This is a genomic window from Streptomyces sp. NPDC030143 (assembly GCF_055573695.1).
The window spans coordinates 181218-207416 of sequence record NZ_JBVIAY010000006.1; the positions used below are offsets into that span (position 1 = coordinate 181218).

Annotated in this window: 20 protein-coding genes and 3 pseudogenes; 11 read left to right on the plus strand and 12 right to left on the minus strand. The window is 73.0% G+C overall.

The annotated features are described in order from the left end of the window. Positions 1 to 123: 123 nt before the first annotated feature. From ACZ4YY_RS13390 to ACZ4YY_RS13415, 6 genes and pseudogenes are all read right to left on the minus strand, one after another. Positions 124 to 1344: a cation:proton antiporter gene (locus tag ACZ4YY_RS13390; protein ID WP_468288110.1), complete on the minus strand. Its 1221-nt coding sequence runs from the start codon at positions 1342 to 1344 to the stop codon at positions 124 to 126. Positions 1345 to 2099: 755 nt separating this feature from the next. Then, on the minus strand, positions 2100 to 2387 hold the full coding sequence (locus ACZ4YY_RS13395) for a DUF3040 domain-containing protein (protein WP_468288113.1): 288 nt from the start codon (positions 2385 to 2387) through the stop codon (positions 2100 to 2102). Between the two features lie 399 nt (positions 2388 to 2786). Then, positions 2787 to 3050, minus strand: a pseudogene (locus tag ACZ4YY_RS13400) (pectate lyase); the annotation flags it as partial. A 36-nt stretch (positions 3051 to 3086) separates the two neighbouring features. After that, a complete protein-coding gene (locus ACZ4YY_RS13405) occupies positions 3087 to 4886 on the minus strand; it encodes a hypothetical protein (RefSeq protein ID WP_468288115.1) in 1800 nt (599 codons plus the stop codon). 219 nt (positions 4887 to 5105) lie between these two features. Next, the gene (locus ACZ4YY_RS13410; protein WP_468288118.1) at positions 5106 to 5663 is read right to left on the minus strand and encodes a GNAT family N-acetyltransferase; all 558 of its coding nucleotides are present in this window, start codon (positions 5661 to 5663) and stop codon (positions 5106 to 5108) included. A gap of 55 nt (positions 5664 to 5718) precedes the next feature. Beyond that, positions 5719 to 6285, minus strand: coding sequence for a TetR/AcrR family transcriptional regulator (locus ACZ4YY_RS13415; protein WP_468288121.1), 567 nt, complete (start codon positions 6283 to 6285; stop codon positions 5719 to 5721). A 109-nt stretch (positions 6286 to 6394) separates the two neighbouring features. Here ACZ4YY_RS13415 and ACZ4YY_RS13420 point away from each other — a divergent pair, with 109 nt between their 5' ends. The 3 genes from ACZ4YY_RS13420 (at position 6395) to ACZ4YY_RS13430 (ending at position 9696) form a co-directional block, all read left to right on the plus strand. After that, positions 6395 to 6868, plus strand: a complete 474-nt coding sequence (locus ACZ4YY_RS13420; protein ID WP_468288124.1) for a nuclear transport factor 2 family protein — start codon at positions 6395 to 6397, stop codon at positions 6866 to 6868. A gap of 486 nt (positions 6869 to 7354) precedes the next feature. Beyond that, the gene (locus ACZ4YY_RS13425; protein WP_468288126.1) at positions 7355 to 8629 is read left to right on the plus strand and encodes a hypothetical protein; all 1275 of its coding nucleotides are present in this window, start codon (positions 7355 to 7357) and stop codon (positions 8627 to 8629) included. A gap of 326 nt (positions 8630 to 8955) precedes the next feature. Next, entirely contained in the window at positions 8956 to 9696 is a 741-nt protein-coding gene (locus ACZ4YY_RS13430) for a hypothetical protein (protein ID WP_468288129.1), read from the plus strand. 281 nt (positions 9697 to 9977) lie between these two features. Here ACZ4YY_RS13430 and ACZ4YY_RS13435 read toward each other — a convergent pair whose 3' ends face one another. Genes ACZ4YY_RS13435 through ACZ4YY_RS13445 form a run of 3 tightly spaced genes read right to left on the minus strand, consistent with a single transcriptional unit; the run spans position 9978 to position 12450 of the window. Then, a complete protein-coding gene (locus tag ACZ4YY_RS13435; protein WP_468288132.1) occupies positions 9978 to 10307 on the minus strand; it encodes an STAS domain-containing protein in 330 nt (109 codons plus the stop codon). Next, positions 10304 to 11647, minus strand: a complete 1344-nt coding sequence (locus ACZ4YY_RS13440; RefSeq protein WP_468288135.1) for a PP2C family protein-serine/threonine phosphatase — start codon at positions 11645 to 11647, stop codon at positions 10304 to 10306. The genes ACZ4YY_RS13435 and ACZ4YY_RS13440 overlap by 4 nt, the downstream gene beginning before the upstream one ends. Continuing rightward, positions 11647 to 12450 (minus strand): alpha/beta fold hydrolase, encoded by an 804-nt coding sequence (locus tag ACZ4YY_RS13445; RefSeq protein WP_468288138.1) that lies wholly within the window; start codon positions 12448 to 12450, stop codon positions 11647 to 11649. Before ACZ4YY_RS13445 ends, ACZ4YY_RS13440 begins: the two co-directional genes overlap by 1 nt. A gap of 259 nt (positions 12451 to 12709) precedes the next feature. Between ACZ4YY_RS13445 and ACZ4YY_RS13450 the strand changes: the two are divergent. Then, positions 12710 to 13078, plus strand: a pseudogene (locus tag ACZ4YY_RS13450) (DinB family protein); the annotation flags it as partial. 68 nt (positions 13079 to 13146) lie between these two features. Here ACZ4YY_RS13450 and ACZ4YY_RS13455 read toward each other — a convergent pair. Continuing rightward, the gene (locus tag ACZ4YY_RS13455; RefSeq protein WP_468288590.1) at positions 13147 to 13653 is read right to left on the minus strand and encodes a hypothetical protein; all 507 of its coding nucleotides are present in this window, start codon (positions 13651 to 13653) and stop codon (positions 13147 to 13149) included. 197 nt (positions 13654 to 13850) lie between these two features. On the opposite strand from ACZ4YY_RS13455, the gene ACZ4YY_RS13460 reads away from it, so the two are divergent. Together ACZ4YY_RS13460 and ACZ4YY_RS13465 are read left to right on the plus strand one after the other, a co-directional pair. Beyond that, positions 13851 to 14945 (plus strand): DUF6183 family protein, encoded by a 1095-nt coding sequence (locus ACZ4YY_RS13460; protein WP_468288141.1) that lies wholly within the window; start codon positions 13851 to 13853, stop codon positions 14943 to 14945. Positions 14946 to 15099: 154 nt separating this feature from the next. After that, a pseudogene (locus ACZ4YY_RS13465) lies at positions 15100 to 15867 on the plus strand (arginase family protein); the annotation flags it as partial. On the opposite strand, the gene ACZ4YY_RS13470 reads toward ACZ4YY_RS13465, so the two are convergent. Further along, positions 15860 to 16594, minus strand: a complete 735-nt coding sequence (locus tag ACZ4YY_RS13470; protein ID WP_468288557.1) for a hypothetical protein — start codon at positions 16592 to 16594, stop codon at positions 15860 to 15862. The pseudogene ACZ4YY_RS13465 and the gene ACZ4YY_RS13470 sit on opposite strands and share 8 nt — an antisense overlap. A gap of 158 nt (positions 16595 to 16752) precedes the next feature. On the opposite strand from ACZ4YY_RS13470, the gene ACZ4YY_RS13475 reads away from it, so the two are divergent. The 5 genes from ACZ4YY_RS13475 to ACZ4YY_RS13495 all read left to right on the plus strand — a co-directional run bounded on the left by ACZ4YY_RS13475 (position 16753) and on the right by ACZ4YY_RS13495 (position 24595). Further along, on the plus strand, positions 16753 to 19716 hold the full coding sequence (locus tag ACZ4YY_RS13475; protein WP_468288560.1) for a SpoIIE family protein phosphatase: 2964 nt from the start codon (positions 16753 to 16755) through the stop codon (positions 19714 to 19716). Between the two features lie 81 nt (positions 19717 to 19797). Then, entirely contained in the window at positions 19798 to 21303 is a 1506-nt protein-coding gene (locus tag ACZ4YY_RS13480; protein ID WP_468288143.1) for a sugar ABC transporter ATP-binding protein, read from the plus strand. Further along, a complete protein-coding gene (locus tag ACZ4YY_RS13485) occupies positions 21300 to 22457 on the plus strand; it encodes an ABC transporter permease (protein ID WP_468288146.1) in 1158 nt (385 codons plus the stop codon). Before ACZ4YY_RS13480 ends, ACZ4YY_RS13485 begins: the two co-directional genes overlap by 4 nt. A gap of 47 nt (positions 22458 to 22504) precedes the next feature. Then, the gene (locus tag ACZ4YY_RS13490; RefSeq protein ID WP_468288149.1) at positions 22505 to 23665 is read left to right on the plus strand and encodes a substrate-binding domain-containing protein; all 1161 of its coding nucleotides are present in this window, start codon (positions 22505 to 22507) and stop codon (positions 23663 to 23665) included. Positions 23666 to 23740: 75 nt separating this feature from the next. Beyond that, complete coding sequence (locus ACZ4YY_RS13495; RefSeq protein ID WP_468288152.1) at positions 23741 to 24595, plus strand: GNAT family N-acetyltransferase; 855 nt, start codon at positions 23741 to 23743, stop codon at positions 24593 to 24595. 330 nt (positions 24596 to 24925) lie between these two features. On the opposite strand, the gene ACZ4YY_RS13500 is transcribed toward ACZ4YY_RS13495, so the two are convergent. Further along, the gene (locus ACZ4YY_RS13500; RefSeq protein ID WP_468288155.1) at positions 24926 to 26158 is read right to left on the minus strand and encodes an MFS transporter; all 1233 of its coding nucleotides are present in this window, start codon (positions 26156 to 26158) and stop codon (positions 24926 to 24928) included. Between the last annotated feature and the right edge of the window lie 41 nt (positions 26159 to 26199).

A 26199-nucleotide genomic window follows, 5' to 3' on the forward strand; every position in this document is an offset into this window, starting at 1 on the left:
TGCGGTGTCGTGCATCGCAAGGCGCCGGAGAGCCCTGGTAGCTCCGCTACGAGGGCTCTCCGGCAACGCGGCGAGATGGGGTAACAGGCCGCGCGGCCCAGGCGGGCACAGTGCAACGGCCCCTCAGCCGTTCGCGTGCGCCGCTTCCTTGGCGGGATCGGTCGCCGCGGCGGCGGCAGACGACGTGGGCGCCCGACGGCGGGTGAGGTGGCGGGCCAGGGGTTCGGTCCACCGGGCGGCGAGCGGGCCGAGGACGACCAGGATCAGGACGTAGGCGGTGGCCAGCGGGCCGATGCGCGGTTCGACGCCGACGGCCAGTCCGGCGATGACGATGGAGAACTCTCCGCGCGCCACCAGCGTGCCGCCCGCCCGCCAGCGGCCCTGGGAGGAGATGCCCGAGCGGCGGGCGGCCCAGTAACCGGTGGCGATCTTCGTCAGCGTGGTGACGGTGGCCAGGGCGAGCGCGGGAGCCAGCACAGGCGGGATGTCCGCGGGATCGGTGTGCAGGCCGAAGAAGACGAAGAACACCGCGGCGAACAGGTCCCGCAGCGGGGTGAGGAGATTGCTGGCGCCCTCGGCGACCTCGCCCGACAGGGCGATGCCCACCAGGAAGGCGCCCACGGCGGCGGAGACCTGCAACTGCTGCGCGACACCGGCGACGAGGAGGGTCAGTCCGAGGACGGCCAGCAGGAGTGTCTCGGCGTTGTCCGAGGAGACCGCGCGGCTGACCAGTCGGCCGTGGCGCAGAGCCACGTACAGCACGGCGCCGACGGTGCCCAGCGAGATGAGCAGCGTGACCGCACCGCCCGCCAGACTCACCCCGGCGAGCAGGGCGGTGAGGATCGGCAGGTACAGGGCCATGGCCAGGTCCTCCAGAACCAGCACACCGAGCACGACCGGTGTCTCGCGGTTGCCGAGCCTGCGCAGGTCGCCGAGCACCTTGGCGATCACGCCGGAGGAGGAGATCCAGGTGACGCCGGCCAGCGCGACGGCGGCCACCGGGCCCCAGCCGAGCAGCAGCGCCATCACCGCCCCGGGGGCCGCGTTGAGGACGAAGTCGACCGCGCCGGAGGGGTACTGGGTCTTGAGGGTGGTGACGAGTTCAGAGGCGCTGTACTCCAGTCCGAGCAGCAACAGCAGGAGAATGACGCCGATCTCGGCTCCGGTGGCGACGAACCCCTCACTGGCCTGGAGCGGCAGGATGCCGCCCTGACCGAAGGCGAGTCCGGCGAGCAGGTACAGGGGTATGGGCGAGAAGCCCACTCGTCCGGCCAGGCGTCCCAGCAGTCCCAGGGCGAGGATGATCGCCCCTAGTTCTATGAGCATGGCGGTGGTGTCGTGCACGGGCGTCTGACCTCCGTTGATCGGTTCGGCGGCGGCGTCTGTGCCGTTGCGGGTGCTCCGACGGCGGGTGCTGGGTGCCGGCGGCGGGCGTGCCGTGGGGGCGGGTGCGGGTGGTCGGTCGTCCGGTCGGGCCGGTTGCCGCGGGATGTCTTCGCGGTGTGGGGCGGCGCGCGGTGCGGTCGGGTCAGGGAGGTGGCCGATCGGCGCGGCCCGGGGCCGTTCCGTCGGATACCGGGTGGGACGGTGGCCTCATCACGCTGACGCAGGCCGGGACGGGAGCGGATGACGAGGTGACGCAGTGTCGGCCGCGGGATTCCGGTGCCGGCCGCCGGAGCGGGCGGGGGTCGCGCCGGGGCGGATCAGCGCCGGGGACGGATCAACGCCGGGCGCGGCCGCTCACACCGGCGCCGTCGGTATCGGGAACGCTGTCACGGGCGGCGTTGTGGACGCGGACGCGCACGACTCGGCCCATCTCACGCCCCCCATCACGCCGGCCCGGGGCCGGACACATCACGATCCAACGACTGAGCGAAACAGCGCTCACCGGAGCGTAAGAGCTCGGTAAAGGATTCTAGCGCACCCCCAAACCTCTACTCGCATAGAAGTTCGCACAGTGGTGTGGAGCGGGTGCACGCCGGTGGGACTCGCCGGCTGGTGGTTCGCCGCACGGGACGTCGTTGCGACGGCGGCGAGTTGAGGGTCTCCCCCGCCTGACTGGCCGCCACTTCCCGCGCGGCCGGGTCAGCGCGGCCGGGTCAGTGCGGCCGCGGTCCGCGGTGCGGTGGGCGCGTCCGGTCCGGGTCGAGCAGTTGCACGGCGATGCCACTGAGGGCCAGCCCGGTGGCGATGAGCAAACCGTCGGACAGGGCGATCCCGGCCACCAGCAGAACCACCCCTGTGCCCAGCACCCACCAGTCGCGGGTGCGTCGGTACTCACGGGGCCCGGTGGGGCGTCCGGTCGCCAGGGCTCGGGCGAAACGGGGGTCGTCGTGCGCGAGTCGTGCTGCGAGATCGACCAGACGCTCGTCGTCGGGCTGGGGCACGGCTTCTCCTTCCCGGCGACTCTCACCGTCCTCACCGCTGAGGGGCGTACGAGTCCTTTTCCGGCGGCTCTCCCGGTGAATGTCTGCCCACGGCAGTCACCTGGCAGGCCCACGGCGCTCCCCCGGCTCTGCCGTCCGCCCGGACCGTGCTCCCGTCCCGTCCCGTCACACTCCCGTGGCACTCCCAAGGCGCTCGGGCCGCGCTCCGGTCGGCGGAGGCGATGCCCGAACCGAGCCCCGCCGCGTCCGGTTGGCCGACGACCGTGCCCTGGTCCGCCGTGGGTGTCACAGCGCACTCGGGGGGCACGGTCACACGGAACGGCCGGGGCTCGCGATGAGCCCCGGCCGTTCCGTGTGACCGTCTCGCCCAACGGGCCGACGGTGGCCGTCGCCGTGTCAGCACGTGCCGTCCGAAACACTCAGGCCCTTGTTGGCGCCCGCCGTCCGGCTCACGATGCCCGGCACGCAGCCGGCCGAGTCGAGGCCGTAGGAGTACGGGTTGCCGACGGCCGTGTCGGACTGCGGGTTCGGGCCCGCCGGGTGGTTCTCGCTGCCGGGACCGGACCAGGTCACGTTGTCGAAGGTGTTGCCGCTGACCTGCCAGTAGCCGGCCACGTCGGTGTAGAAGGTGTCCAGGACGTCCTCGGAGTCCTCGAAGCAGTTGCGGGTCGTCGCGCCCCGTCCGGGCTCGGCGCGGGGTCAGGCCGCCGGTCCTTCGCCGCTGCGGACCCGGCGCCATGCTTCGGTGAACAGCTCGGGAAGTGTGCCCGGGAGCAGTTCGAAGGCCCTCACCTCGCTGCCGTCGGCGCTCAGTAGCGCGTCGATCAGGGGTGCTTTCCAGGTTTCCATCGGCGGCAGCGGCTTCTTGGCGTGGGCCCACGGACCGGGCAGGAAGAGGCTGCGGCCCGCGCGGGCACGGCGGTCCTCCACCACCAGGCCTCCTGCCACCAGTTCCGCCGCGGCCGCCTTGTGGCGGGCCGCCGTCCAGCCGTTCCAGCGCCGCACGTTGCGGTCCGACGGCACCGGGAGCAGCAGGAGCTGGAGGTGGAGGGCTGCGGCGTCCTCGGACAGGCCGAGGGTGGCGGCGACGTCGGTGACCAGGTCGGGGACGCAGGCCCGCGGGTCGGATTCGTAGCGGCCGGGAGGCAGGTCGTCGGCGGTGATCCGGGCCATGACACGGTCACAGGTGCCGTCGGTCAGCCAGTCCCAGCGTCGGCTCCCCGAGCTGCCGCGGATCAGGCCCGAGCGCAGGACGCGGGCCGGTGAGTCGCGGCCGGCCAGCACCTTGCGCAGGTGGCGGACGGCCTCCGGTGCCCCGGAGCGGACGGGGTCACCGGCGGGAAGGTCCGCGTACGCCCACGGAAGGGCGGTGAAGACGGCGTCCGCGACGGTCGTGGCGTCGTAGTCGCCCATGACGTCCCACGCGGTGCGCAGGTGGCGGTGCTCGGCCGGGCAGGGCCACACCCGCAGGTAGAAGCCCGGCGGCAGGGTGGCGTCGGCCGGGTCGAGGAGCAGGTGGCACAGGTGGGTGGCCGGCATCCGGGTCTCCAGGGCGACCGCGGCCTGCCAGGTGCTCCACGGCGCGTGGGGGCGGTTGCCGTGCTGCTGCGCCCAGGCCGCGGCGGTGCGCTGCGCGACACGGGCGAGGCCGCCGGGCTCCCACAGGTCCGCGGGGTCCGCGGGCATCACGTCGGCGAGCAGGGTGAGCCGCTCGCCGTCGTCCAGCATCGACAACTCGGCGCGTGCCGACTCGAGTTCGCCCACCTTGAAGCCGAACGCGGCGCGTTCGTGGTCGTCGAGGAAGGGCTGGTAGTAGCCGCCCGTACCGGGATTGCCGGCCAGGACGAGGGCGGCGGCGGGACGGCTGAGCCCGGTCGCCTCGCTCAGGGCCAGGACCGCGTCCGCGTCCCAGGCGACCGGACCGCGCTCGCGGACGAGTTCCACCAGGCGCAGCAATTGCTCCCGGGTTCCCCAACCGCGTGGGCAGTCCGCGACGTACAGCGGTTCCTCCGGGCGCGGGGCGGTCTCGCTGCCGGGGAGCAGCACCTCGAGGTAGCGCGTCGTGCGGGCGGCCGGCAGGTGCAGCCCGAAGGAGGCGCCGCGGTGGTCGCGGACGGTGAACGAGGTCGTTCCGGCGAGCCGGCCCAGGCGGAAGCGGTAGGCCGGGTCGACGAAGGGCGTCCGGGCCCACATCTCCAGGAAGTCGAGCAGCACGTCGCGGCGCTCCGGCCGGGTGGCGGGGGCGGCGGCGCGCAGTGCGAGAGCGCCGGGACGGCCTATGAGTTCCGTCCAGCTGCCCGCCGCGGGGGGACGGACCTCCCGTGCGCCGGGCTCGGGTGCCCAACTGCCCTCGACGTAGCTGCCGAAGCGGCGGATGTCGGCGAAGGAGTCCTCGTTCCAGCTGCCGGAGGCCCCGACGAGGCCCTGCAGGGCGGCGGACGCGGCCAAGCCGCTCCACCTGCGGGGAGTGGGGGACACAACCGTGGCGATCTCGTTCATGCCTCCGATCATGACGGACGGCACTGACATCACCCGGGGCTCTGAGCTGCCGGACTCCGCGTCGGGTCCCCCTGCACGCCGCGGTGCACAGTGGTCGTCGCCCTCTCCCGAGCGGGCGGGCGACGGCTGTCGCCGCACGGGAGGCGACCCCGACGGGAGGCAACCCCGACGGGAGGAGACCGCACGCGCGTCCGCCGCGTCGGGATTCCGGCCGGCGGGTCAGTTGCGTCCTGCCGAACGCCACTCCCGATCGAGCATCGCGTGCACCACCGAGTCCCGCCACCGGCCGGCCTTGAGGACGTGCTCGCGGATCACGCCCTCCTCCACCATGCCGACGGCGGCCATGGTCCTGGCGGACGCTTCGTTGAGGGGCGACCTGGCGCCCCACACCCTGTGAAGGCCCAGGCCGTCGAAGCCCAGGCCGAGGAGAAGTCGCACCGTTTCCACGCCGTGTCCGCGTCCCCACACCCGCGGAAGCAGTGCGAAGCCCATGGTGGCTCCGCGCTGTTGGTGGGGGTCGAGCGCGAGACGGCCGAACCCGATCACGTCGGACGTGTCGCGTTGGACGACGGCGAGGGCGTACTCCGTGCGCGGCGTGACGGCGGCTGAGGCCGCCGCCCCGGCCACGATGTCCCTCACCTGTGCACGGGTGCGCGGCTCGAACGACAGGTGCTCCGTCGCCTGCGGGCTGCCGTAGACGGCGAACACCGCGTCCACATCCTCGCCGGTGAGTTCGCGAAGCCGTAGACGTGCGCTGGACCGGTCGACCGGGTGCATGCCCCGGACCCTACCCGCGCGGCCACCGGCCGACTCGCCGCGGGCGGTTCCGCGGCTACGTCGCCCGGCTCGAGGCGCGCATGAGCAGACGCGCCGCGTCGCGTGCCCGGTTCGCCGGCTCGGGACTGCCGGAGATCGCCGCGGTGGTGATCGCTCCTTCGGCCAGCAGAGCGAGGTGGTCGGCCAGTTCGGCGGGCCGCCCGGAGGCCGTCACGAGTCCGGTGAGGTAGTCGCGGAAGGCGTTCTTGTGGTGCCGCACCTGCTCGGCGACGTCGGCCGACACGCCGCCCAGCTCGCCGAAGGAGTTGATGAAGGCGCATCCGCGGAAGTCCGGCTCGGAGAACCACTCGTGCAGCCACTCGAACACGGCGACGACCTGTTCGTCGGGTGTGGCGCGCCCCTCGACGTGGTCGGCGAGGGCTCGACGCCACTGTGCGTCCCGCCGCCGCAGGAACGCCAGCACGAGGGCCTCCTTGGAGGGGAACAGGCGGTACAGACGCTTGAGGGACACCCCGGAGGAGTTGCGCACCGCGTCCATTCCCACGGCCTGGATGCCTCGCGCGTAGAACAGCTTCTCGGCCGCCTCGAGCACCTGCTCCTCCGCCGCCTCATGACCCAGCATCCCTGCCTTCTTACCTGCCCCTTGCATGGAGAACCATCGTTCTCTAGTCTACAGGACATACCGAGAACGATCGTTCTCCTCCCCGTTCGGGGTCCGTTGAGGAGCTGCCATGAAGGACACGACCCGCCCGCCCCTACCGCCGTTCAGCCGGGAGGCCGCCGTCAAGAAGGTCCGGCTCGCCGAGGACGCGTGGAACTCCCGTGACCCGCGGAAGGTGTCGTCGGCCTACACGGTCGACTCGCGCTGGCGCAACCGCGCGGAGTTCGCCACCGGGAGGGAGGAGATCGTCGCGCTGCTCACCCGCAAGTGGAACACCGAACTCGACTACCGGCTGATCAAAGAGCTGTGGGCCCACGACGGCAACCGCATCGCCGTGCGCTTCGCCTACGAGCACCGCGATGACGCCGGCACCTGGTACCGCTCCTACGGCAACGAGAACTGGGAGTTCGACGAGTACGGCCTGATGCACACCCGTCACGCCTCGATCAACACCCTCCCGATCACCGAGGCGGAGCGCAGGTTCCACTGGCCGCTGGGCCGCCGCCCCGACGACCACCCCGGCCTCGGCGACCTCTCCCTCTGATCTCTCCCCTGGCCTCTCCCTCTGACCTCTCTCTGACCCCTCCCTCTGGCCTCGCCTTCCGACCCGGACGTCGCCGGGGCCCGGCCCGCACCGGGCGCCGTCGACTCCGTCGTTCGAGGGGAGGTTCGGGGACCGCAGGTGTGGGAGAAGGGTCAGGTGGGCCGTCAACCAGACGGGTAGCGCCCATCGACCCGAGCACCCGGCCGAACGACGGCGTGTGGACGGCACCGACACCTCGGGACCGAAGGTGCCGTACCGGCGGGCCGCACCGGTGGCCCGTCTCGGCTCCCGCCACGGGGTCCGCGCACAGAGCCTCCGCGAGATCATCGTCCACGGGCCGTTCCTGACCGGTCGCGACCGAAGTCCCATTCCCCGGAGGCGAGTTCCGACGCAGGCGGCAGGTGGTCGGCTCGAGGAGGGGCGACGGGCGGTCGGTCCCGGCTTGTGCGGAGTGATCAGCTCCGTCTAGTTTTGCGCGTCATGACCATGACGCGCAGAGCAATCCTCAAGGGCGTGGCCGCCGCACCCCTGATCGCGGCCGGGGGCGCTGTCCTGGCGCCCGGCACCGCACACGCGGCGACCATCGACGCCGGCCAGTTCAGCCTGACCAGCAGGTCCTCCAACAGTTACGGCACGTTCGCCGCTCTGACGGCAGGTCTGGCGGGCGTACTCCCGACGGTGGACGTGGCGACCGTCCTCGCCTCCGCCAACCGCAGCGCCCAGCGTCTCACCGCCGCCCCCAGCACGGTGGAGGCGTTCCAGACCGGTTTCGCCTGGGAGAGCGGCGACAACACGGTCGACTACTGGATCCCGCAGGGCGTCACGACCAGTGCCGACGCCTACGGCAACGGCCTGTACCCGGCGGGCGGCAGCAACAAGGTCGTCCTCGTCTCCTGGTACTTCGAGTCCAACACCGACTCCGACCCCGAGCTCGAGTACCCGCTCGACAAGGGCATCCGACTGACGTTCGTCGACTACAACAACGCCGCCGCCCCGAAGTACCGGCACGTGCTGCTCGTCGAACCCGTCAGGACCGGTTCGGGGGCCTACTCCTTCAAGCCCATCCAGCGGCACGCCGGCGGCATCATGTGGTACGGCGACCTGCTCTACGTCGTCGACACCTTCAAGGGACTCCGGGTGTTCGACCTGCGCAACATCTTCCAGGTCGACACCGCCGAGGGAGACGTCTGCGGTCTGCACACCGACGGCAAGTACTACGGCTACAGCTACGCGTACGTCCTGCCGCAGAGCCACGCCTATGACAACGCCGGAACCTACCTGCGCTACTCGACGATCGGACTGGACCGGGCCAGCTCGCCCGACAGCTTCGTGATCAGCGAGTACTCGCCGGCCGGTACCGTCAACTACGGCGACGGCGACTTCAACGGCACGGGCCAGGGCAGCGTCACCGCCCCCAAGGTAGTCCGCTGGAACCTCGACTACACGACCCGCCAGCCCGCCTCCCTCACCGCCTCAGAGGCAGTCAGCGTCAGCCAGCAGGCCATTCAGGGCGTGGTCTCCCGCACCAGCAAGCACTACCTGTCGGTGAGCGACGGCCGTTCCGGCAAGGGCGCACTGCGCACCTTCACCTCCGGCGCCAACACCGCGACCACCGTGTGCGACCTGGCCATCGGCTGCGAGGACCTGAGCTTCCACAGCAACGAGGCCTCCGGCTGGGCGTTCACCGAGTCCGTGATCTGGAACCTGAGTGAATACGACGGCACGCGGTATGTGTACGCCGTGCGGGCGGACGGCTCGTAAGTCCCTCGCCGAAGCAGAAGCAGAAGCCGCAGCCAATGGCGATGCCGACGCTGCTCGTCGCGGGAACGAGATGAAGGCGACCGCCGCCTCTCGGGGTGGCGGAGCCCTTTCTTCCTGGCTCATGGGCCGATCGGACCTGTTCACTGCAACGGGTTTTCTCCCGCCATAAGAGGAACAACCATGGCCCATCCGTAGTATCACTACGACACGGCAGGGCAGCAGTAACTGCTGACGGCCGCTGCACCAGGTGAAAGGGTGCCGCGTCCGGTTCCAGGCGCGGGCTCCCGGCCCGTAGCGCGTGAGGGCCATGAAGGAGCGTGAGGATCATGTCTGACACCACGACCGAATCAAACGGGGTGACCTCCCAGTACGCCGCCCAGGTCGCCGGTGACCTGGAGCGCAACCTCAAGGAGCAGGAACGTATCGGCGGTGAGATCGCCGCGCTGCAGGAGCAGTTGGCGACTCTGGAGCAGGACCGCACGGTCCTGCTGAACGTCCAGCAGGCCCTCGGTGTCGAGTCCGCCCCCGCCGAACCGGTCGCGGCCGTGCCCGCTCCCCGCAAGAAGACCGCACCCGCGGCGGACAGCGCTCAGCGGACGAAGTCCAGGAAGTCGACCCCGGCGGCGCGCAAGACGGCCGGCACGACAGCCGGCAAGACGGCCGCCAAGACAGCGGACAAGGCATCGGGCAAGGCATCGGGCAAGGCAACAGCGAAGACGGCGAGCAAGGGAGCAGGCAGGGCCGCCGGCAGGGCGAAGGCCACCCCGTCGACGGCCGCCGAGCCGGCTCAGCCGTCGCTGGTCTCCCTGGTCCGCGAGCACCTGGCCGGCCAGAACGAACCGCGCTCCGCCGCCGAGGTCGCCCAGTCACTGGGTCAGCAGCATCCCGATCGGGGTATCAAGACGACCGTCGTGCGCACGACCCTCGAGGGGCTGGTGGCCAAGAACCATGCCCAGCGCACCAAGCAGGGCACGTCGGTCTTCTACACCGCCTCCGACGCCCCTGTCGCGACTGCCGCGCAGGAGCAGAAGGGGGAGCAGGAGCAGGCGCAGGAGCAGTCCGCCTGACGGACGGACAGCGGGCGGGAGTGCCGGGCCGGGCGGCACCTCTCGACGACGAGGCCTCCTGGATCCGCTCGGACGGGATCGCGCTCCCGAGCCGCCCGGAGGCCTCGACCCGTGCCGCGCCGCCGAGGGTGACAACGCGCTCCGAGCGGACCGATCATGAAGCACCCGCCGCCCGGGAACGCCTCGCGACGGGAGCACCTCGCTGTCGACGGGACGTCTGGACGGCCCTGTGCGTCCCCGCTGAGCACCCGGGCGAAGACCCACGCCTCGAGGACGGCCCCCTAGGAGTCCACCCTGCCGGGCCGCAGGGTGAAGACCTGGTCGAGGCCGACGATCGTGAGGATGCGCAGGAGGGGCGGGGGGACGGCGGCCAGGACGATGTCGGCGTCAGCGGCCTGGGCGCGCTGGCGTGCGGCCAGCAGGGCGGTGATGCCGGTGGAGTCGCAGAAGGCGAGGCCGGACAGGTCGAGGGTGAGGCACTGACCCGGTCTCAGGACCAGGTCGTCGACCCGCCGGCGCAGGGCGGCGGCCTGGGTGTGGTCGAGTTCTCCGACGACGTACAGGACGGGGCCGGTGGCGGCGTCGCTCCGGGTGATGTTCAGCGGGGTCATCGCGGGTCGTTCGGCCTCGGGCGGGCGGGGGACGGTTCGGCGGGGACGCCGATTGCGAGCAGGGCGGTGTCGTCGGTGAGGCCGTCGCCGAACCCTTCGAGCAGCCCGGTCAGCGCGGTGATCACCGTGGAGGGTGCGGCGGGCGCGTGGTCGGCGGCGAAGGCGAGCAGGGCGTCCTCGCCGTACAGGCCGTCGCGGGTGGGGCCGGTGCGGGCCTCGGTGAGTCCGTCGGTGTAGAGGAGCAGGGTGTCGCCGGGCGCCAGGGTGGTCACGGCCGTGGTGAAGGGCGCGGTGGGCAGGACGCCGACCAGCAGGCCTCCCGGGGTGGGCAGGTACTCGGCTCGGCCGTCGGCCCGCAGGATCAGCGCCGAGGGGTGGCCGCCGGAGGCCAGGCGGACGGTCGCATGACCGTCGTCGTCCGCGGGTTCCACGACGCCGAAGACGCAGGTGCAGTAACGCGGGTCCCCGTCGGCCGTGTACCGGTCGTGCAGGACGGCGTTCAGCGTGGTCAGCGCGGCTTCGGGCTCGGGGTCGTGGTGGGCGGCGGCCCGCAGGGTGTAGCGGGTCAGGGAGGTGAGGGCGGCGGCCTGGGGGCCCTTGCCGCACACGTCGCCGAGGAAGAAGGCCCACCGGCCGCCGTCGACGGGGAACAGGTCGTAGAAGTCGCCGCCGAGCTGGTCGGGAGAGGCCGTGTGGTAGTGGACGGCCGTCTGCAGTCCGGGCACGTCCGGCAGCGTGTCGGGCAGGAGGGACTGCTGCAGCACCGCGAGCGCGTCGGCCAGCCGTTGCCGGTCGGCCTCGGCCTGCCGCCTGGCGCTCTCCGCCTCCGCGTGCGCCCGTTCGGCTTCGGCGCGGGCCCGTTCGGCCTCCTGGCGGCGGCGCAGCAGCTCCTCTTCGTAGCTGCGCCGGTCCGAGGCGTCGAAGACGGTGGTGCGGATCAGCAGGGGCTCGCCCTCGCTGCCGTGCTTGACCACGGAGGAGACGAGGACGGGCAGCCGGCCCCCGTCGGCCTTCCTCATCTCCAGGGCGATGCCGCGCAGCTCGCCCTGCATGCGCAGCAGGGGCGCGAAGTGCGTCTCGTGGTACAGCTTGCCGCCGACCGTCAGCAGGTCGGCGAAGTGTGTGCGCCCCACGACGGCCGCCCGCTCCAGACCGAGCCAGGTCAACAGGGTGGTGTTGACCTTGGCGACGGTGCCGTCCATCAGGGTGGACAGGTAGCCGCAGGGCGCCGACTCGTACAGTTCCTCGGCGCTGTCCTCGAGCAGGGCGGTGAAGGCCGCGTCCGTGGCCCCTCCGTCACCCGTCCCGGGTGGCTCGGGCACGCCGTCGGTGCGGCACATCACGCCTGGCGCTCCAGGAAGTCGAGGATCGCCCCGGCGGTGGCCTGCGGTGCGCTCAGCTGCGGGCAGTGGCCCGTCGCGTCGAGCGTGACCAGGTCGGACGAGGGGATCGCGGCGTGCACGAAGGCGCCGACCTCACGGGGCGCGATGGCGTCTTGGGCGCACTCCAGCACCAGGGTCGGCACGGTGACGTTCTTCAGGTCGGCGCGGCTGTCGGACAGGAACGTGGTGCGGGCGAAGACACGGGCGATGTCGGGGTCGGTGGCGCAGAAGCTGTTGGTCAGCTCCTGGCCCAGCTCCGGCCGCTCCGGATTGCCCATGATCACCGGGGCCATGGCGGAGGACCATCCCAGGTAGTTCGACTCCAGGGAGGCCAGCAGCTCGTCGATGTCCTGTGCGGTGAAGCCGCCGCGGTAGGCGTCGTCGTCGATGTAGCAGGGCGAGGGAGCCACCATGACCAGTGCCCCGATGCGCTCGGGTGCGGCCTGGGCCGCCAGTACGCCGATCATGGCGCTGACCGAGTGCCCGACGAACACCGCTCGCTCCAGGTCCAGCGTCTCGCAGACGTCGACGACGTCCTGGGCGTAGCCGTCCAGCGAGGAGTACCGCTCCTGGCTCCAGGACGGCAGGTGCGAACCGCCGCAGCCCACGTAGTCGAACAGGACCACCCGGTACCTCGCGGCCAGCGTCGGCACGACCAGGCGCCACATGTTCTGGTCACATCCGAACCCGTGCGCCAGTACCAGCACCGGCGCGTCGGCTGGACCGGTGACCGTGACGTTGTTCCTTCGCCGGATGTCCATGCGGACCATCCTCCCACCTGCGGCGCGAGCCCGGGACCGCGGCCCGTCGCCGCGGTGCGGGCTGCGGCGCCGGAACCCGTGGGGTGACGGGGGCGCCGCCGCCCCGGTTTCGGGGTCGGGGAAATCGGTCGCGCCCGTGAGGTGAACCGTTTGCTTCCGCCTGTGCGCGGTGCGTGCGCGACGCGACCGCGGAGGGGGCCGGGCATGGAGGACGAGGGCGTGCGGACCGACCGTCCGGGTGTGCTGCTCGGCCTTCCGCCACACCGGTGCGCCGGAACCCGACACGACGCCGGTCACGTCCATCGCGTGGCGGCCGGGGCATCCGCACTTCCACTGCGCGGGCGGATGGGAGTGGACCTTCGTGAAACGGCGGCGGGAGCCGAAACAGCTCGTCGATTTCACGCCCTCCCCCGACCCGGCACTCGAGCGGTTCCGGGCGCTGATCGACCGCCGGAGCGACAGTGTCGCCACCGTCACCGAGGAGCAGATCGACACGGTCGGCTTCTCCCGGTACCCGTACCGCAACGACGCCGACTGTCCGTTCGTCTCCGTGCTGGCGGGATCCGACCTGGAGTTCATCCACCACATGGCCGAGATCGCGCTGCTCCGCGACCTGTGGCAGACCCGCCTCAATGACGGCGGCGCCGGGGCCGACGCCGGATCACGATCGATTCGTTCCCGCGCTGCGCGCCCCGCTCAGCCCTGCCGGGCGCGGGCGAGGGTGTCGCGCACCCACTCGGGGAAGACGAGCCGCGGGACGAGCCGGCCCTCGACGTCGAAGGGGAAGGAGAAGGACGGGCTCATGCGCAGATCCCGGTGGGCGGTGATGACGTGGACGCACGTGTCCGGGAGGTGCCAGGCCGATCCGAACGGGCCGATCCGGTTGATCCGTGCATGGACGCGGTCCCCGAACACCAGCGCGGCACAGCCGTGTTCCCGGGCCTTGGCCACGGGCACGCCCGAGGCCCAGCGGCTGAACTCGTCGAGGAACCCGTGCCGGGACAGGTCCCGGAAGGTGACCTCCTCCGTCCGCACGTCCTGCGGACCGTCCAGGAACACCAGGAGCCGCGGCACGCCCGTGCGGCGCCGCCAGCGGGCGGGCAGGTCGCTCACGACGTGTTCCACGACGCGCAGGACGTCGTCGCGCACGGCGGGTCGCAGCCGTTGCAGTTCCCTCAGCGTGTAGGCGCCGGTCTCGTTCACCGCGCAAGCATCCCCGAGAGGGGCCCGTCGGCCCAAGCGCCCGGCACGGGACGACCACACCGGCCGGTGGAACAGCCGTCCGGACGGGATCGGTACCGACCACGTGCGCCGCCGCGGTGCCGTCCTCACCGCCACCACGGCGTCGCCGACCGGATGACGTGACCTGCACGCCGGATGATGATCAGTAGGGTCCCGGCATGAACGAACTCCCCGACGACGCCTCCCTGAAGGTGTACGCCTCACAGGATCCCGAGCGGGTGTACGAACTGGCGCTGACGGTGACCGAACCCCGGACCCTGGACGGGCTGGCCGATCTGCTGGCCGAACAGGAGACACCGGCGGCCACCGACTGGGCCGTGCGGCTGGGAGAGGAGCTCGCCGGGAGGCAGACGCCCAAGGCGTGGCGCAGGACGGCCCGGCGGACCGCCTGGCGGTTGGCGCAGCGAGCGAGCACCGCGCATCTGAAGCCGCTCTTCGAGCGGCACACCCCGGTGTCCCCGGAGGACCCGGCGACCGAGCTGCGGGCATGTCTGCTGCACGAGATGGCGCTGCGTTTCGGCTTCGGTCACCGGAGCAACCAGGACGTCTACCTCGCCTACGGCGACGGACTGCGCCGGCTGGAACACCCCCTGTCCTGGCTTCCGTTGCAGGCGTTGCGCTTCGAGTGGCCGATACGGAGCAGGCGCACGACGGAAGGCTCCCTGGTCGGGTCCCCGAGCCCCGACCACCTGCGGGCCGCCTACCCGGAGCTGCCGCCCACCGACGGCGGGGCCCGCGCCGGCCGCGCCGCACGGCGGGTCGCGGACGAGGAGCGCGCCCGGGCGGCCACCGCCGGCTTCGCCCGACTGGGCCGTCGCGAGGCGGCTTTCTACACCCTGGCCGAGCCGCTGGAGCCGGCCGACCTCAACGCCGCGCTGCTCGCGGAACTCGACGCCGAGTGTCTGGAGTTCGCCGCCCCCGACCTCGTCACCACGGTCCACACGACCGGGGACGACCTCGCCGCCGACCTCTTCGTCGCCGCTTTCGCCGGGGGCCTGTGGGGCGAGGGCCAGTTCGGCGCCTACGCACGTCTGCACACCTGGCGGAGCCTCTACGCGGTGATGGGCCTCGAGCCCGACGTCCCGCATCACGACGCCGTACGCCTGGCCGCGGACCACCGCTGGCTGCGTTTCGCCTTCGCCCGGTCCACCGCCAACCGGTGGTTCACCAACGACCTGACCGACACGGCGTTCGCCGTCCTCGACCCCACCCGCACCCGTCTCACCGTGGTGGCGGCGAACGACACGGACTGACGCCGCTTCCCGGCCGCACGACGGCCTCACCGACGGCAGCGCCCGCGACCCGCTCGGCGTAGGGTCCGTTCCACGGGACCATGAGCGGGAGCGGTCGCCGCGTCGGCGAAGGGACACGGTCGTGCGGGAGTGGGCGATCATCGAGGCGCCGTCCGTGCTGGGGCTGCGTCCGTCCGGCGTCCAGGACCTGCCGACAGCCCTCCTCCGAGCCGGACTGGCGGACCTGCCGGGGGCGGAGCGGGCCGGCCGGGTCGAGGCACCGGCGTACGACCCGCGGCGCGACGCGGCCACCGGGATCCTGAACCCGGCGGGTATCGCGCGGTACTCCGTCGAGCTGGCCGACGCGGTCGGCGCCGTCCTCGATCGCGGCCGCTTCCCCGTGGTCCTCGGCGGGGACTGCACCGTCCTGCTCGGCAATCTCCTCGGCCTGCGGCGCCGGGGACGCCACGGCCTGCTGTTTCTCGACGGCCACACCGACTTCTACCAGCCGTCGGCGGAGCCGGCCGGCGAGGCGGCCTCGATGGAACTCGCCCTGGCCACGGGCCGCGGGCCCCGGCTGCTCACCGACCTGGAAGGCCGTGGTCCCCTGCTGCGCGACGAGGACGTCGTCGCCTTCGGCTTCCGCGACACCGCCGAGTCCGCCGCGGCCGGCATGCAGCCGCTGCCGCCACGGCTGTACGCGATCGACCTCGACGGAGTGCGCGCGGTCGGCGCCGACGCGGCGGCGCGTGCGGCGGTCGCCCACCTCACCGGCGGAGGCGACGCCGGTTTCTGGGTCCACCTCGACGTCGACGTCCTCGACGACGCCGTCATGCCGGCCGTCGACTACCGCCTCCCCGGCGGGCTGACCTGGCCGGAGCTGGAGTGCGTGCTGCGGACGGCGCTGGCCGACGAACGAGCCGTCGGCCTCGACGTCACGATCTACAACCCCCGCCTCGACCCCACGGGAGCGCTCGCCGTGCGCCTCGCCGCGTGCCTGCGCCGGAGCCTGTCGGCACGGACGGGTGACGACGCTCGGGGTCCGGCGCCACCGTCGTCGTGACCCGGGTGACGGCCGGTCGTCGCGGCACCGAGCCGAATCCGAAGCGCACGGGCGGTTCCACCACCGCCGCGGCACCGAGGTCGGTGCCCTCGAAGACCGCGGACACCGTACGGATCGGCAGCAGGTCCCGGGCGCCGTACCACTCCCGGCGGTCCGCGCGGACCCGGCCACGCGTGCGCACCCCGGGCAGCAGCAGACGGGCGGGCCGGTCCGTCAGCGCGCTCCACGCCGGACGGCGGGCGAGCGGGCCGGGCACGGCGCGCAGGACGTGCCCGAGGAACCCTCGACGGCCGGTGGTGAAGCGCAGATCCAGCGGTCCGGCGGTGACGGTCCAGGTGCCGTCGGCGACACGCACCCGGACCGGTACGACGCGCACGGCGTCGAAGGTGTAGGTGTCGGCGACGAAGTCCGCGGTCTCCCGCGTGGGGGCCAGCAGCAGCCGTTCGCCGTCGGCCCGCTCCACCATCACGTCACTGAACGGCCCGAACGGCGACCGGCGCCAGTCGCCGACCACGATGCGCGTGCCGGAGGTGGTCCCCACTCCGGCGATCCAGCCGTCGAAGCGCAGCCACGACCGGCGTCCGGCGTCCGCCCTGTGCGCCCTCACCGTCACCGCCTCGTCATCGCCGGTCACCGCCTCGTGATCCCCGGACACCGTCCACGGGAATCTTGTCGACAGTGACTCCGTTCACCAATACACGTATTCTCGTCAATGCCAGATTTTTCCGGAAAAGCGCGCTGTCGAAGGCGCGTGTGAGGCGCAGCGTGGTTCGGTCCGGCGGTGAACTCCCAGAGGCGGGGCGTGCGACAGGCGGCACGGGGCCCGCGCGTTTCCGTGAGCGGTTCCTTCAGGGGGAGCCGGTCAGGGCGGGCGTGCGGCCGTCGATCCTGGACTCCTGGCGGCGCTCGCGCTCGCTTGGGCTGTCGCCCGACCAGTCCGACCTTCCCTTCCGGGCGGACTTCGACCCCGACGGCCGGATCGTCCGCGCGGCCGTGCCGGTGCTCGACCGGTTGCAGGCCCGCTTCGACGGCAGCGAGATGAACATCTCGGTGGCGGACGCGAGCGGGACGGTTCTCCTGCGCCGTTTCGGCAAGGCGTCGATGGCCGGACGCCTGCCGGCGATCCAGACCGTGCCGGGATTCGTGTTCGCCGAGCGGTACGCCGGAACCAACGGCATCGGTCTCGCCCTGGCGGAGCGGCAGGCCATCCGGGTCTACGGAGCCGAGCACTTCGCCGAGCGGTCCCAGGGCAGTGCCTGCCGGGCCCTTCCCGTGCGCGACCCGCTCAGCGGAAGCATCGAGGGCGTCCTGTGCCTGGGCTATCCGCGCAGCGTCGAGCACCCGTCGCTGGACCCGGTGATACGCAAGGCGGCCCGGGCCATCGAGCGGCGACTGCTCGCGCAGAGCTCCGCGCGGGAGCGCGCTCTGCTGCGGGCGTACCTGGACGCCTCGGCCGCCGGCGTCGGCGATCACCACGGCGTCGGCGTCGCCGAGCTGGCGCTGGCTCTGCACGAGCGCGACCGGACGATCCTCATGGAGAAGGCCGCCGAGCTGATCGCCGGCGGGCAGCGGGCCGCGCTCGACGTGTCGCTGCCCGACGGCCGGCTGATCAGGCTCGTGAGCCGTCCGATGACGAGCGCCTCCGGGGTGGACGGCATCGCCGTCGAGGCGGTGCTGCCCGGCCTTTCCTCGCACGTGCACCGCGCCGTTCCGTACCAGACCGACCGGCCCCTGGAACTCCTCGCCGGACCGGCCGGCGTTCCGTTCGCCCCGTCCGGAACCGTTTCCGTCACCACGGCGCCCGGGCACCCTCCCGCTCCAGCGACGTCCGATCACCACTCCGCCGTTCCGGCGTCCCCGCACCACTCGGCCGCTACGGCGTCCGCCCACTCCCCCGCCGCTCCGACGTCCGGGCATCTCACGGACGGCGTGCCCGGCCGCGGGGTCGCCGTGGCGGACGCGGGCCTCGCGGCCGGCGGGGCCGACGGCCCGGGCGAGGGCCACCACGACACCCCGCCCGGCGTGAGCGGGCTCCTGATGGTGGGGGAACCCCACGTCGGGACGTTCGCCCTGGCCGCGCGACGGCGTCTGGAGCTGCTGTCCGAGGCCGGCACCCGCATCGGCACCACCCTGGACGTGCGCCGTACGTCACGGGAGCTCGCCGAGACAGCGGTGCCGCGGCTGGCCGACTTCGTCACCGTCGACCTGTCCGAGGCCGTCCTGCGCGGCGAGGAACCCGTCGACCCCCGCAGCGACCTGCGCCGTACGGTCGTCCACGGCATCCGCGACGACGTGCCCTTCAGCCCGGTCGGCGAGCAGGTCGTCCACGGACCGACCAGTCCGCAGCTGCGGTCCCTGACCGGCGGGCAGGCGGTGCTGGAACCGGACCTCAGGACCGCCGCGGGCTGGCTCGCACAGGACCCCGAGCACTCCGCCCGGCTGCTGCGCCACGTTCACTCGCTCATCGCGGTGCCGCTGGTCGCCCGCGGGGTCGTCCTGGGCGTCGTCGGCTTCTACCGCGGGCGCGATCCCGCCCCCTTCGAGGACGACGACCGTTCGCTGGCGCAGGAACTCACCCACCGTGCCGCGCTGTCCATCGACAACGCCCGGCGCTACACCCGCGAACGGACCATGGTCCTGGCCCTGCAGCGCAGCCTGCTCCCGCACGGCCGCCCCGAACAGGACGCCGTCGAGGTCGCCCACCGCTATCTGCCGGCCGAATCCGACGTCGGCGGGGACTGGTACGACGTCATCCCGCTGTCCGGTACCCGTATCGGGCTCTTCGTCGGCGACGTCGTCGGCCACGGAATGCTCTCCGCCGCGACCATGGGCCGACTGCGCACCGCCGCCCGCAGCTTCGCCGAGCTCGACTTCCCGCCGGACGAGGTCCTGACCCACCTCGACAACCTCGTGGGACGGCTGGACCGGGAGGACCCCGTGTCCGACGGCGCCGGCATCATCGGGGCGACCTGCCTGTACGCCGTCTACGACCCGACCTCGCAGCAGTGCGTCATGGCCCGCGCCGGCCATCCCCCGCCCGCCCTGGTCCGTCCCGACGGCTCGGTGTCGTTCCCCGACCTGCCGGCCGGACCTCCCCTGGGTCTGGGGGGCCTGCCCTTCGAGTCCGCCGAGATCCACCTGCCGGAGAACAGCCATCTTGTCCTGTACACCGACGGACTCATCGAGGACCGCAACCGGGACGTCGACCTGGTCCTCGACCAGCTGCGCACGGCTCTGGCCCACCCGGAGCGCACGCCCGAGGAGACCTGTCAGGTGGTCCTGGACACCGTCGCGCCCGCCCGCCCCTGCGACGACATCGCCCTGCTCGTCGCCCGCACCCACGCCCTGGACCCCGACCGGATCGCCACCTGGCAACTGCCCGCCGACCCGGCGCTCGTCAGCGACGTCCGCGCCTCGGCCCTGCGCCAGCTGGCCGACTGGGGGCTGGAGGAGGCCTCGTTCGCCGCGGAGCTGATGCTCAGCGAGCTGGTCACCAACGCCATCCGTCACGGTTCCGGCCCCATTCGGGTCCGGTTGCTCCACGACCGCACCCTGATCTGCGAGGTCTCCGACACCAGCGACACCGCTCCCCATCTGCGCCGGGCGGCCATCACCGACGAGGGCGGGCGCGGCCTGTTCCTCGTCGCGCAGCTGTCGCAGAGCTGGGGGACGCGCTACACGGCGGAGGGCAAGGTCATCTGGGCGGAGTGCGGCCTCCACGGCATGTAGGGACAAATACCGTCATACCGGCACATCCCCCACTACTATCGCTGGTGACAGACGGGAAGAATGCCAGGCCGATCACCGGAGATGTCCGTGGAACCTCTGGTCCGCGTCCGCGGGCTCGTCAAGCGGTTCGGCGGGACCGTCGCGCTGGCCGGCGTCGACCTCGACGTCCACACCGGCAGCGTCCTCGCCCTCCTCGGCCCCAACGGGGCCGGGAAATCCACGCTCATCAAGGTGCTGGCCGGCGTCCACCACGCCGACGCGGGGCGGATCACGGTGAGCGGCCACCCGCTCGGCAGTCAGGCCGCCTCCCGGAGCATGTCCTTCATCCACCAGGACCTCGGCCTGGTGGAGTGGATGACGGTCGCCGAGAACATCGCCCTGGGCACCGGCTATCCGCGCCGCGCCGGCCTCGTCTCCTGGCGCCTGGCCAGGGAGCGCTGCACCGAGGCCCTGCGGACCCTCGCCGCGCACCTCGATCCCGACACACCCGTCTCCCGGCTCGCCCCGGCCGAACGTTCGCTGGTCGCCGTCGCACGAGCCCTGGCGGCACGGGCCGAGCTCATCGTCCTCGACGAGCCGACCGCCCGCCTCCCCGCCGCCGACTGCGCCCGCCTGTTCCGCGTCCTGCACACCCTGCGCGACCGCGGGCACGCCGTCCTCTACGTCAGCCACCGCCTGGACGAGGTCTACGAGGTCGCCGACACCTTCGCCGTCCTGCGCGACGGCCGCCTCGTCAGCCACGGCTCGCTGGCGGACCACGGCCCCGCGCGGCTGATGCGCGACATCGTCGGCGAGGAGCTGGCCGCCCGCCGTCCCGCGAGGGCACCGGCGGGCAGCCCGGCCGTCCTGGTCCTCGACGGCGTCCGGACCGCGGGAGCGGGGCCGGTGGACCTGGAGGTGCGGCCGGGTGAGGTGGTGGGCCTGGTCGGTCTCACCGGTGCCGGGCACATGGATCTGGGCCGGGCCGTCGCCGGAGTCCGGCCGCTGCTCGGCGGGCGGGCCCGTCTCGGCGGCCGGCCGTACGCCCCCCGCACGGTCGCCGACGCCGTGGGGGCCGGTGTCGGCTTCGTGCCCGGCGACCGACAGCTGGAGGGCTGCTTCGCCGAGCTGACCGTGCGGGAGAACCTCCTGGCCGACCCGCGCGCGGCCGGCCGGCCGGCGCTGAGCTGGATCGGCCCGCGCCGGGAACGCTACGAGGCCGCCACCCTCGTCGATCGGTTCTCGGTGCGGCCCCGCGACAGCGAGCGCCCCCTCGCCACCCTGTCCGGGGGGAACCAGCAGAAGGTGATGATCGGGCGGTGGCTCCGGCCGGGCCTGCGGCTGCTGATCCTCGAGGAGCCGACGGCCAGCGTGGACGTCGGGGCCAAGGCCGCCATCCACCGTCTGCTCGACGAGGCGCTGGCCGCCGGTCTCGCGGTGCTGCTCGTCTCCACCGACTTCGAGGAGGTCGCGGGGGTGTGCCGACGTGCCCTGGTCTTCGTCCGCGGGTCCGTCACGGCGGAGCTGAGCGGTCCGTCCCTCACCGTCGTCGGGCTGACCCGGGCGGCCTCGGCCCTGCCCGACTCCGGAACAGCGGCCGACCGGTGACCCCCTCGCCCTCCCCCTCGTCGCCCCCGCCGCGCCCCCGTGGGCCGGGCGGGCCGAGCCGACCCCGGCGACGGGGCGGGCCGCACCTCCCGGGCAGGCCGCGCGGCCAGGGCGGACACCTCGTCGGCGCCTACGGCCTGCCGGCCCTCACCGTCCTCCTCGTCCTGGTCTTCTCCCTCGCGCTGCCCCGCACCTTCCCCACCCTGGACACGGTCGACTCGGTGCTGTCCACCCAGTCGATCCCGGCGATCCTCGCCCTCGCGGCCATGGTGCCCATCGTGACCGGGGCGTTCGACCTCTCCCTCGGCTACGGCCTCGGCCTCGCGCACGTCATGGTCATGCAGCTCATCGTCGACGAAGGGTGGCCATGGCCGCTCGCCTGCCTCGTGGTGATCGTCGGCGGGGGTGTCGTCGGCGTCCTCAACGGGGTCGTCGTCGAGTTCGGGCGGATCGACTCCTTCATCGCCACGCTCGGCACCGGCAGCATGCTGTACGCCGTGACCGGCTGGGTCACGGACGGCGGCCGGATCGTCCCCGGCCCGCAGGGCCTGCCGGCCGCCTTCACCGACCTGTACGACTCGACGTTCCTCGGGCTCCCGGTACCCGCCTTCTACGTGCTCGCCCTCACGGTGGTCCTCTGGCTGGTGCTGGAGCGGCTGCCGCTCGGCCGGTACCTGTACGTCGTCGGCTCGAACCCGCGTGCCGCCGAGCTCCTCGGCATTCCGGTCCGCAGGCACACCGTGTACGCCTTCACCGCCTCGGGGCTGATCGTCGGCTTCGCCGGGGTGCTGCTCGCGGCCCAGCAGCAGATCGGCAATCCCAGCGTCGGCCTCGACTACCTGCTGCCCGCCTTCGTCGGCGCCCTGCTCGGTTCCACCGCGATCAAACCGGGCCGGCCCAACGCCCTGGGCACCCTCGTGGCCGTCGCCGTCCTCGCCGTCGGCCTCACCGGCATCGGGCAGATGGGCGCGCAGTTCTGGACTGTGCCGCTGTTCCACGGCGGCACCCTGCTGCTCGCGGTCGGCCTGGCCGGCTACGCCGTGCGCCGCCGGCTGCGCACGGGCGTCACCGCGGCCCGCGACGGGCCCGCCGGGCCGTCGCAGCCGCCGTCCGGCCCGCCGCACGACGGCGGGGCGGCGGGCAGCACCCCGTGACCCCCGTCGGTCGCCCCCGCCCACGCATCCCTTCGCGAGGAGCTTCCGTGCACCGCAACCGCAAGCCCACCCCCGGTGTCCGCGGGGCCCGCTCCGCCGCCGCGCTGCTGGCCGCGGCGACCGTCCTGGCGGGCTGTGAACGCGGCTCGTCGAGCGACCCGGAGGACTCCGCCACCGGCCCGAACGGCTGCCCCGCCACCCACGCCGCGGCCCAGGCCTCCGTCGGCCGGGCGGAGGAGACCGACATCCCGTGGAACGGACCGACCACCGGCCCCCCGGCGGTGTCCGCGCGGAACATCGTCTACGTCGCGCAGACCATGACCAACCCCGGGGTGGCGGGCGCCGCCGACGGAGTGCGGGAGGCCGCGCGCGTCATCGGCTGGAACGTCCGGGTGATCGACGGGGGCGGCACCCCCGCCGGCATCCAGGCGGCGATGGGCGAGGCCGTGGCCCTCCGGCCGGCGGGCATCGTCATCGGCGGCTTCGACCCCGCCTCGACCTCCCAGCAGCTGGCCCGGGCCGGCGCGGCCCGCATCCCGCTCATCGGCTGGCACGCCGTCGCCGCCCCCGGCCCCAGCCGGCGCCCCGCGCTCTTCACCAACATCACCACCAGGGTCGAGGAGGTGGCCAGGATCAGCGCCCGGTGGGTCATCGCCGGCTCCGACGGCAACGCCGGTGTCGTGATCCTCACCGACGCCTCCATCCCCTTCGCCAGGAACAAGTCCGAGCTGATCAGGAAGGAGCTCGCCACCTGCGCGGGGGTGAAGCTGCTGGCTTACGAGAACATCCCCATCCCCGACGCGAGCAGCCGCACGCCCCGGGAGGTCTCCGCGCTCCTGTCCCGGTTCCAGGACCGGTGGACCCACTCCGTCGCCATCAACGACCTGTACTTCGCCGACGCCGCCCCGGCCTTCCGCGCCGCCGGCCGCAAGGGGTCCGGTCCGCCCTTCAACATCGGCGCCGGGGACGGCGATCCGTCCGCCTTCCAGCGCATCGACAGCAGGCAGTACCAGGCGGCCACCGTCCCCGAGCCACTGTCCCTGCAGGGCTGGCAGATCGTCGACGAGTTCAACCGCGCCTTCTCCGGCCGTCCCCCCAGCGGCTATGTGGCCCCCGTCCACATCAGCACGCCCGACAACACCGACGGCGCCACCTCCTGGGACCCGCAGGGGTACCGGGAGGCCTACCGGAGGATCTGGGGCAGGTGAACGCGCCCGCCGTGGCGGTGGGTCGGGCGTGCGGTGCCCACACGGGGGTGCGGTGCGGCAGCCGTCCGTGATGGGATGCGATGCATGATCACCCCGCTGCGCACCCGCATCGAGCGGTACTACGCCACCGTGCCGTTGCTGTTCTCCGAGGCGGAGCAGTTCGGTCCGCTGGAGCTGTTCGTGCGCACGGAACCGGGTGCCCCGTACTACGGCGGCCCCGGCCATGCCCGACCGACCGCGGCGGGGTCTGCGGGCGTCACCGCCGACGACATCGCCCGGGTGCGGACCCGGCAGCGCGAACTCGGCGTGCCGGAGGCGTTCGAGTGGCTGGCCGAGACGGCACCGACGGTGCGGGCCACCATCGAGGCCGCCGGTCTCCCCGTGGCGGAACGACCCCTGATGGTGCTGGACCGTCACCGCCCGGTCGCCCGGCAGCCGTTGCCCGAGGGCGTGACGCTCCGCGCCCTGACGGCCGACGATCCCGCGTTGCCCGCGGCCCTCGCCCTCCCCCGCCTGGCCTTCGCCGACGCAGGCACCGCGGTGGGCTCGGCGGGCCCCGAGGAACTGTCGGCGGTGGCCGGACAACTGACCGAGGACGGCACGGTGGCCACGACCTCCCCCACGATCCGAGCCGGGCACAAGACGCTCGTCGCCGCGCTCGCCCCGGACGGCACCCCGCTGGCCGTCGGCCACTACCACCCGGCGGACGGCACCACCGAGATCGGGGGCATCGCCACCCTGCCCGTCGCCCGCCGCCGGGGCCTGGCCGCCGCCGTCACCACGGCCCTGGTCGGACACGCCCGCGACCACGGGGTGAGCACCGTCTTCCTCGCCTACGCCGACCCGGCCGTCGCGCGCCTCTACTCCCGCCTGGGCTTCCGCCCCGCCGGCACGACGCTGCTCATCGCCAACCAGCCCGCGCGGTCCTAGGGGTGTTTCGAGGTGTTTCGAAAGTCCTGTGCGGTGCCCGCGGTGCCGGCGGTGTCCGGTGCGTGCTCTCGGCGTGCCGGACCAGAGCGCTCGTACCGGATGCACTCGGGCTTTCGGCCAGTGCGGCGAGAGGGCATGCCGGGCGCCGTGTGCTGTGCGCGGGACTCTCGATACAGCCCCTAGGGGCGCCGGGGCCGCCAGCGACACGCGCGGGCGCGTCCACTGACGCGTCCGGGTCTGTCCGCCGGCGCCTCCGGGTCTGTCCGTCGGCGCTCCCGCTGCCCGGCGGGGCGGTGCCGCCCACTGTGCGTCGGCGGCGGCGTCCGCGGTTCATCTCCTCGGTTCGGCGGCCGGTCCGGTCCTCGTTGCGGTGGCCGGTGCGGCGTCCTGCGTCCTGGCCCGGTGCGCGGCGACGACCATGACGACGACGGAGGTGAGGGTGATGCCGGCGCCGACGTAGAGCGGTGCCGTGTAGCCGAGGCCCGCCGTGATCGCCAGGCCCCCGGTCCAGGCGCCGAGGGCGTTGCCGACGTTGGACGCGGACACGTTGGCGCTCGCGGCCAGTGCCGCGCCCTGGGCGAAGTCGGTGACGCGCGTGATCATGCCCGGAACACCGGCGAACCCGAACAGCCCCATGAGGAACACCAGGACCACCGACGCCGGGGCGCTGCCGGCCAGCAGGCCGAACGCCGCCAGGGTGACGGTGAGGCCGAGCAGCGAGAGGACCAGCGTGCGGTCACGGTCGTGGTCGGCGGCCCGTCCGCCGACCAGGTTGCCGACGACCAGGCCCACGCCGTACACCATGAGCAGCCAGGCGACGTCCCCGGAGGAGAAGCCGCTCACCTCGGTGAACGTGTAGGCGATGTAGCTGAAGGCGCCGAACATCCCGCCGTAGCTGAGCGCGGTGGCCGCCAGGGTCAGCCAGACCTGCCCGGACCGGAAGGCGCCGAGCTGGGCCCGCAGTCCGCCGGGAGGCGCCGGTCGCGCAGCGTGCCGCTCCGACGGCGGTGTCTCGCCCGCCCGTCGAGGGACGAGGGCGACGATTCCCGCGAGCGCGAGCAGACCGATGCCGGTGACCGCCCAGAAGGCCGCCCGCCAGCCCCAGCGCTCACCGACCAGCGCCCCGAAGGGCACGCCCAGCACGTTGGCGAGCGTCAGCCCGGCGAACATGACGGCGACGGCGCGGGACTTCCTCTCCGGCTCGACGAGACTGCGCGCGACGAGCGAGCCGATGCCGAAGAACGAACCGTGACACAGCGCCGCGACGATCCGTCCGAGGAGCATGACCGGATAGCCGGGTGCGGTCGCCGACAGCAGATTGCCGATGACGAACAGGACCACCAGGCCGACCAGGACCTGCTTCCGGGGCAGCCGTGCCGTGGCCGCGGTGAGCGCGATCGCTCCGACCGCGACGCTCAGCGCGTATCCGGAGATCAGCCAGCCGGCGGCCGCCTCGGACACCGCGAGACTCGACGCGACCTGCGGCAGCAGCCCTGCGATCAGGAACTCGGTGAGGCCGATGCCGAATCCGCCGACGGCCAGTGCGATGAGTCCCGTCGGCATCCCGTCTCTCTCCGGTCGCGTCCCCGTCGAGCCGACGATCC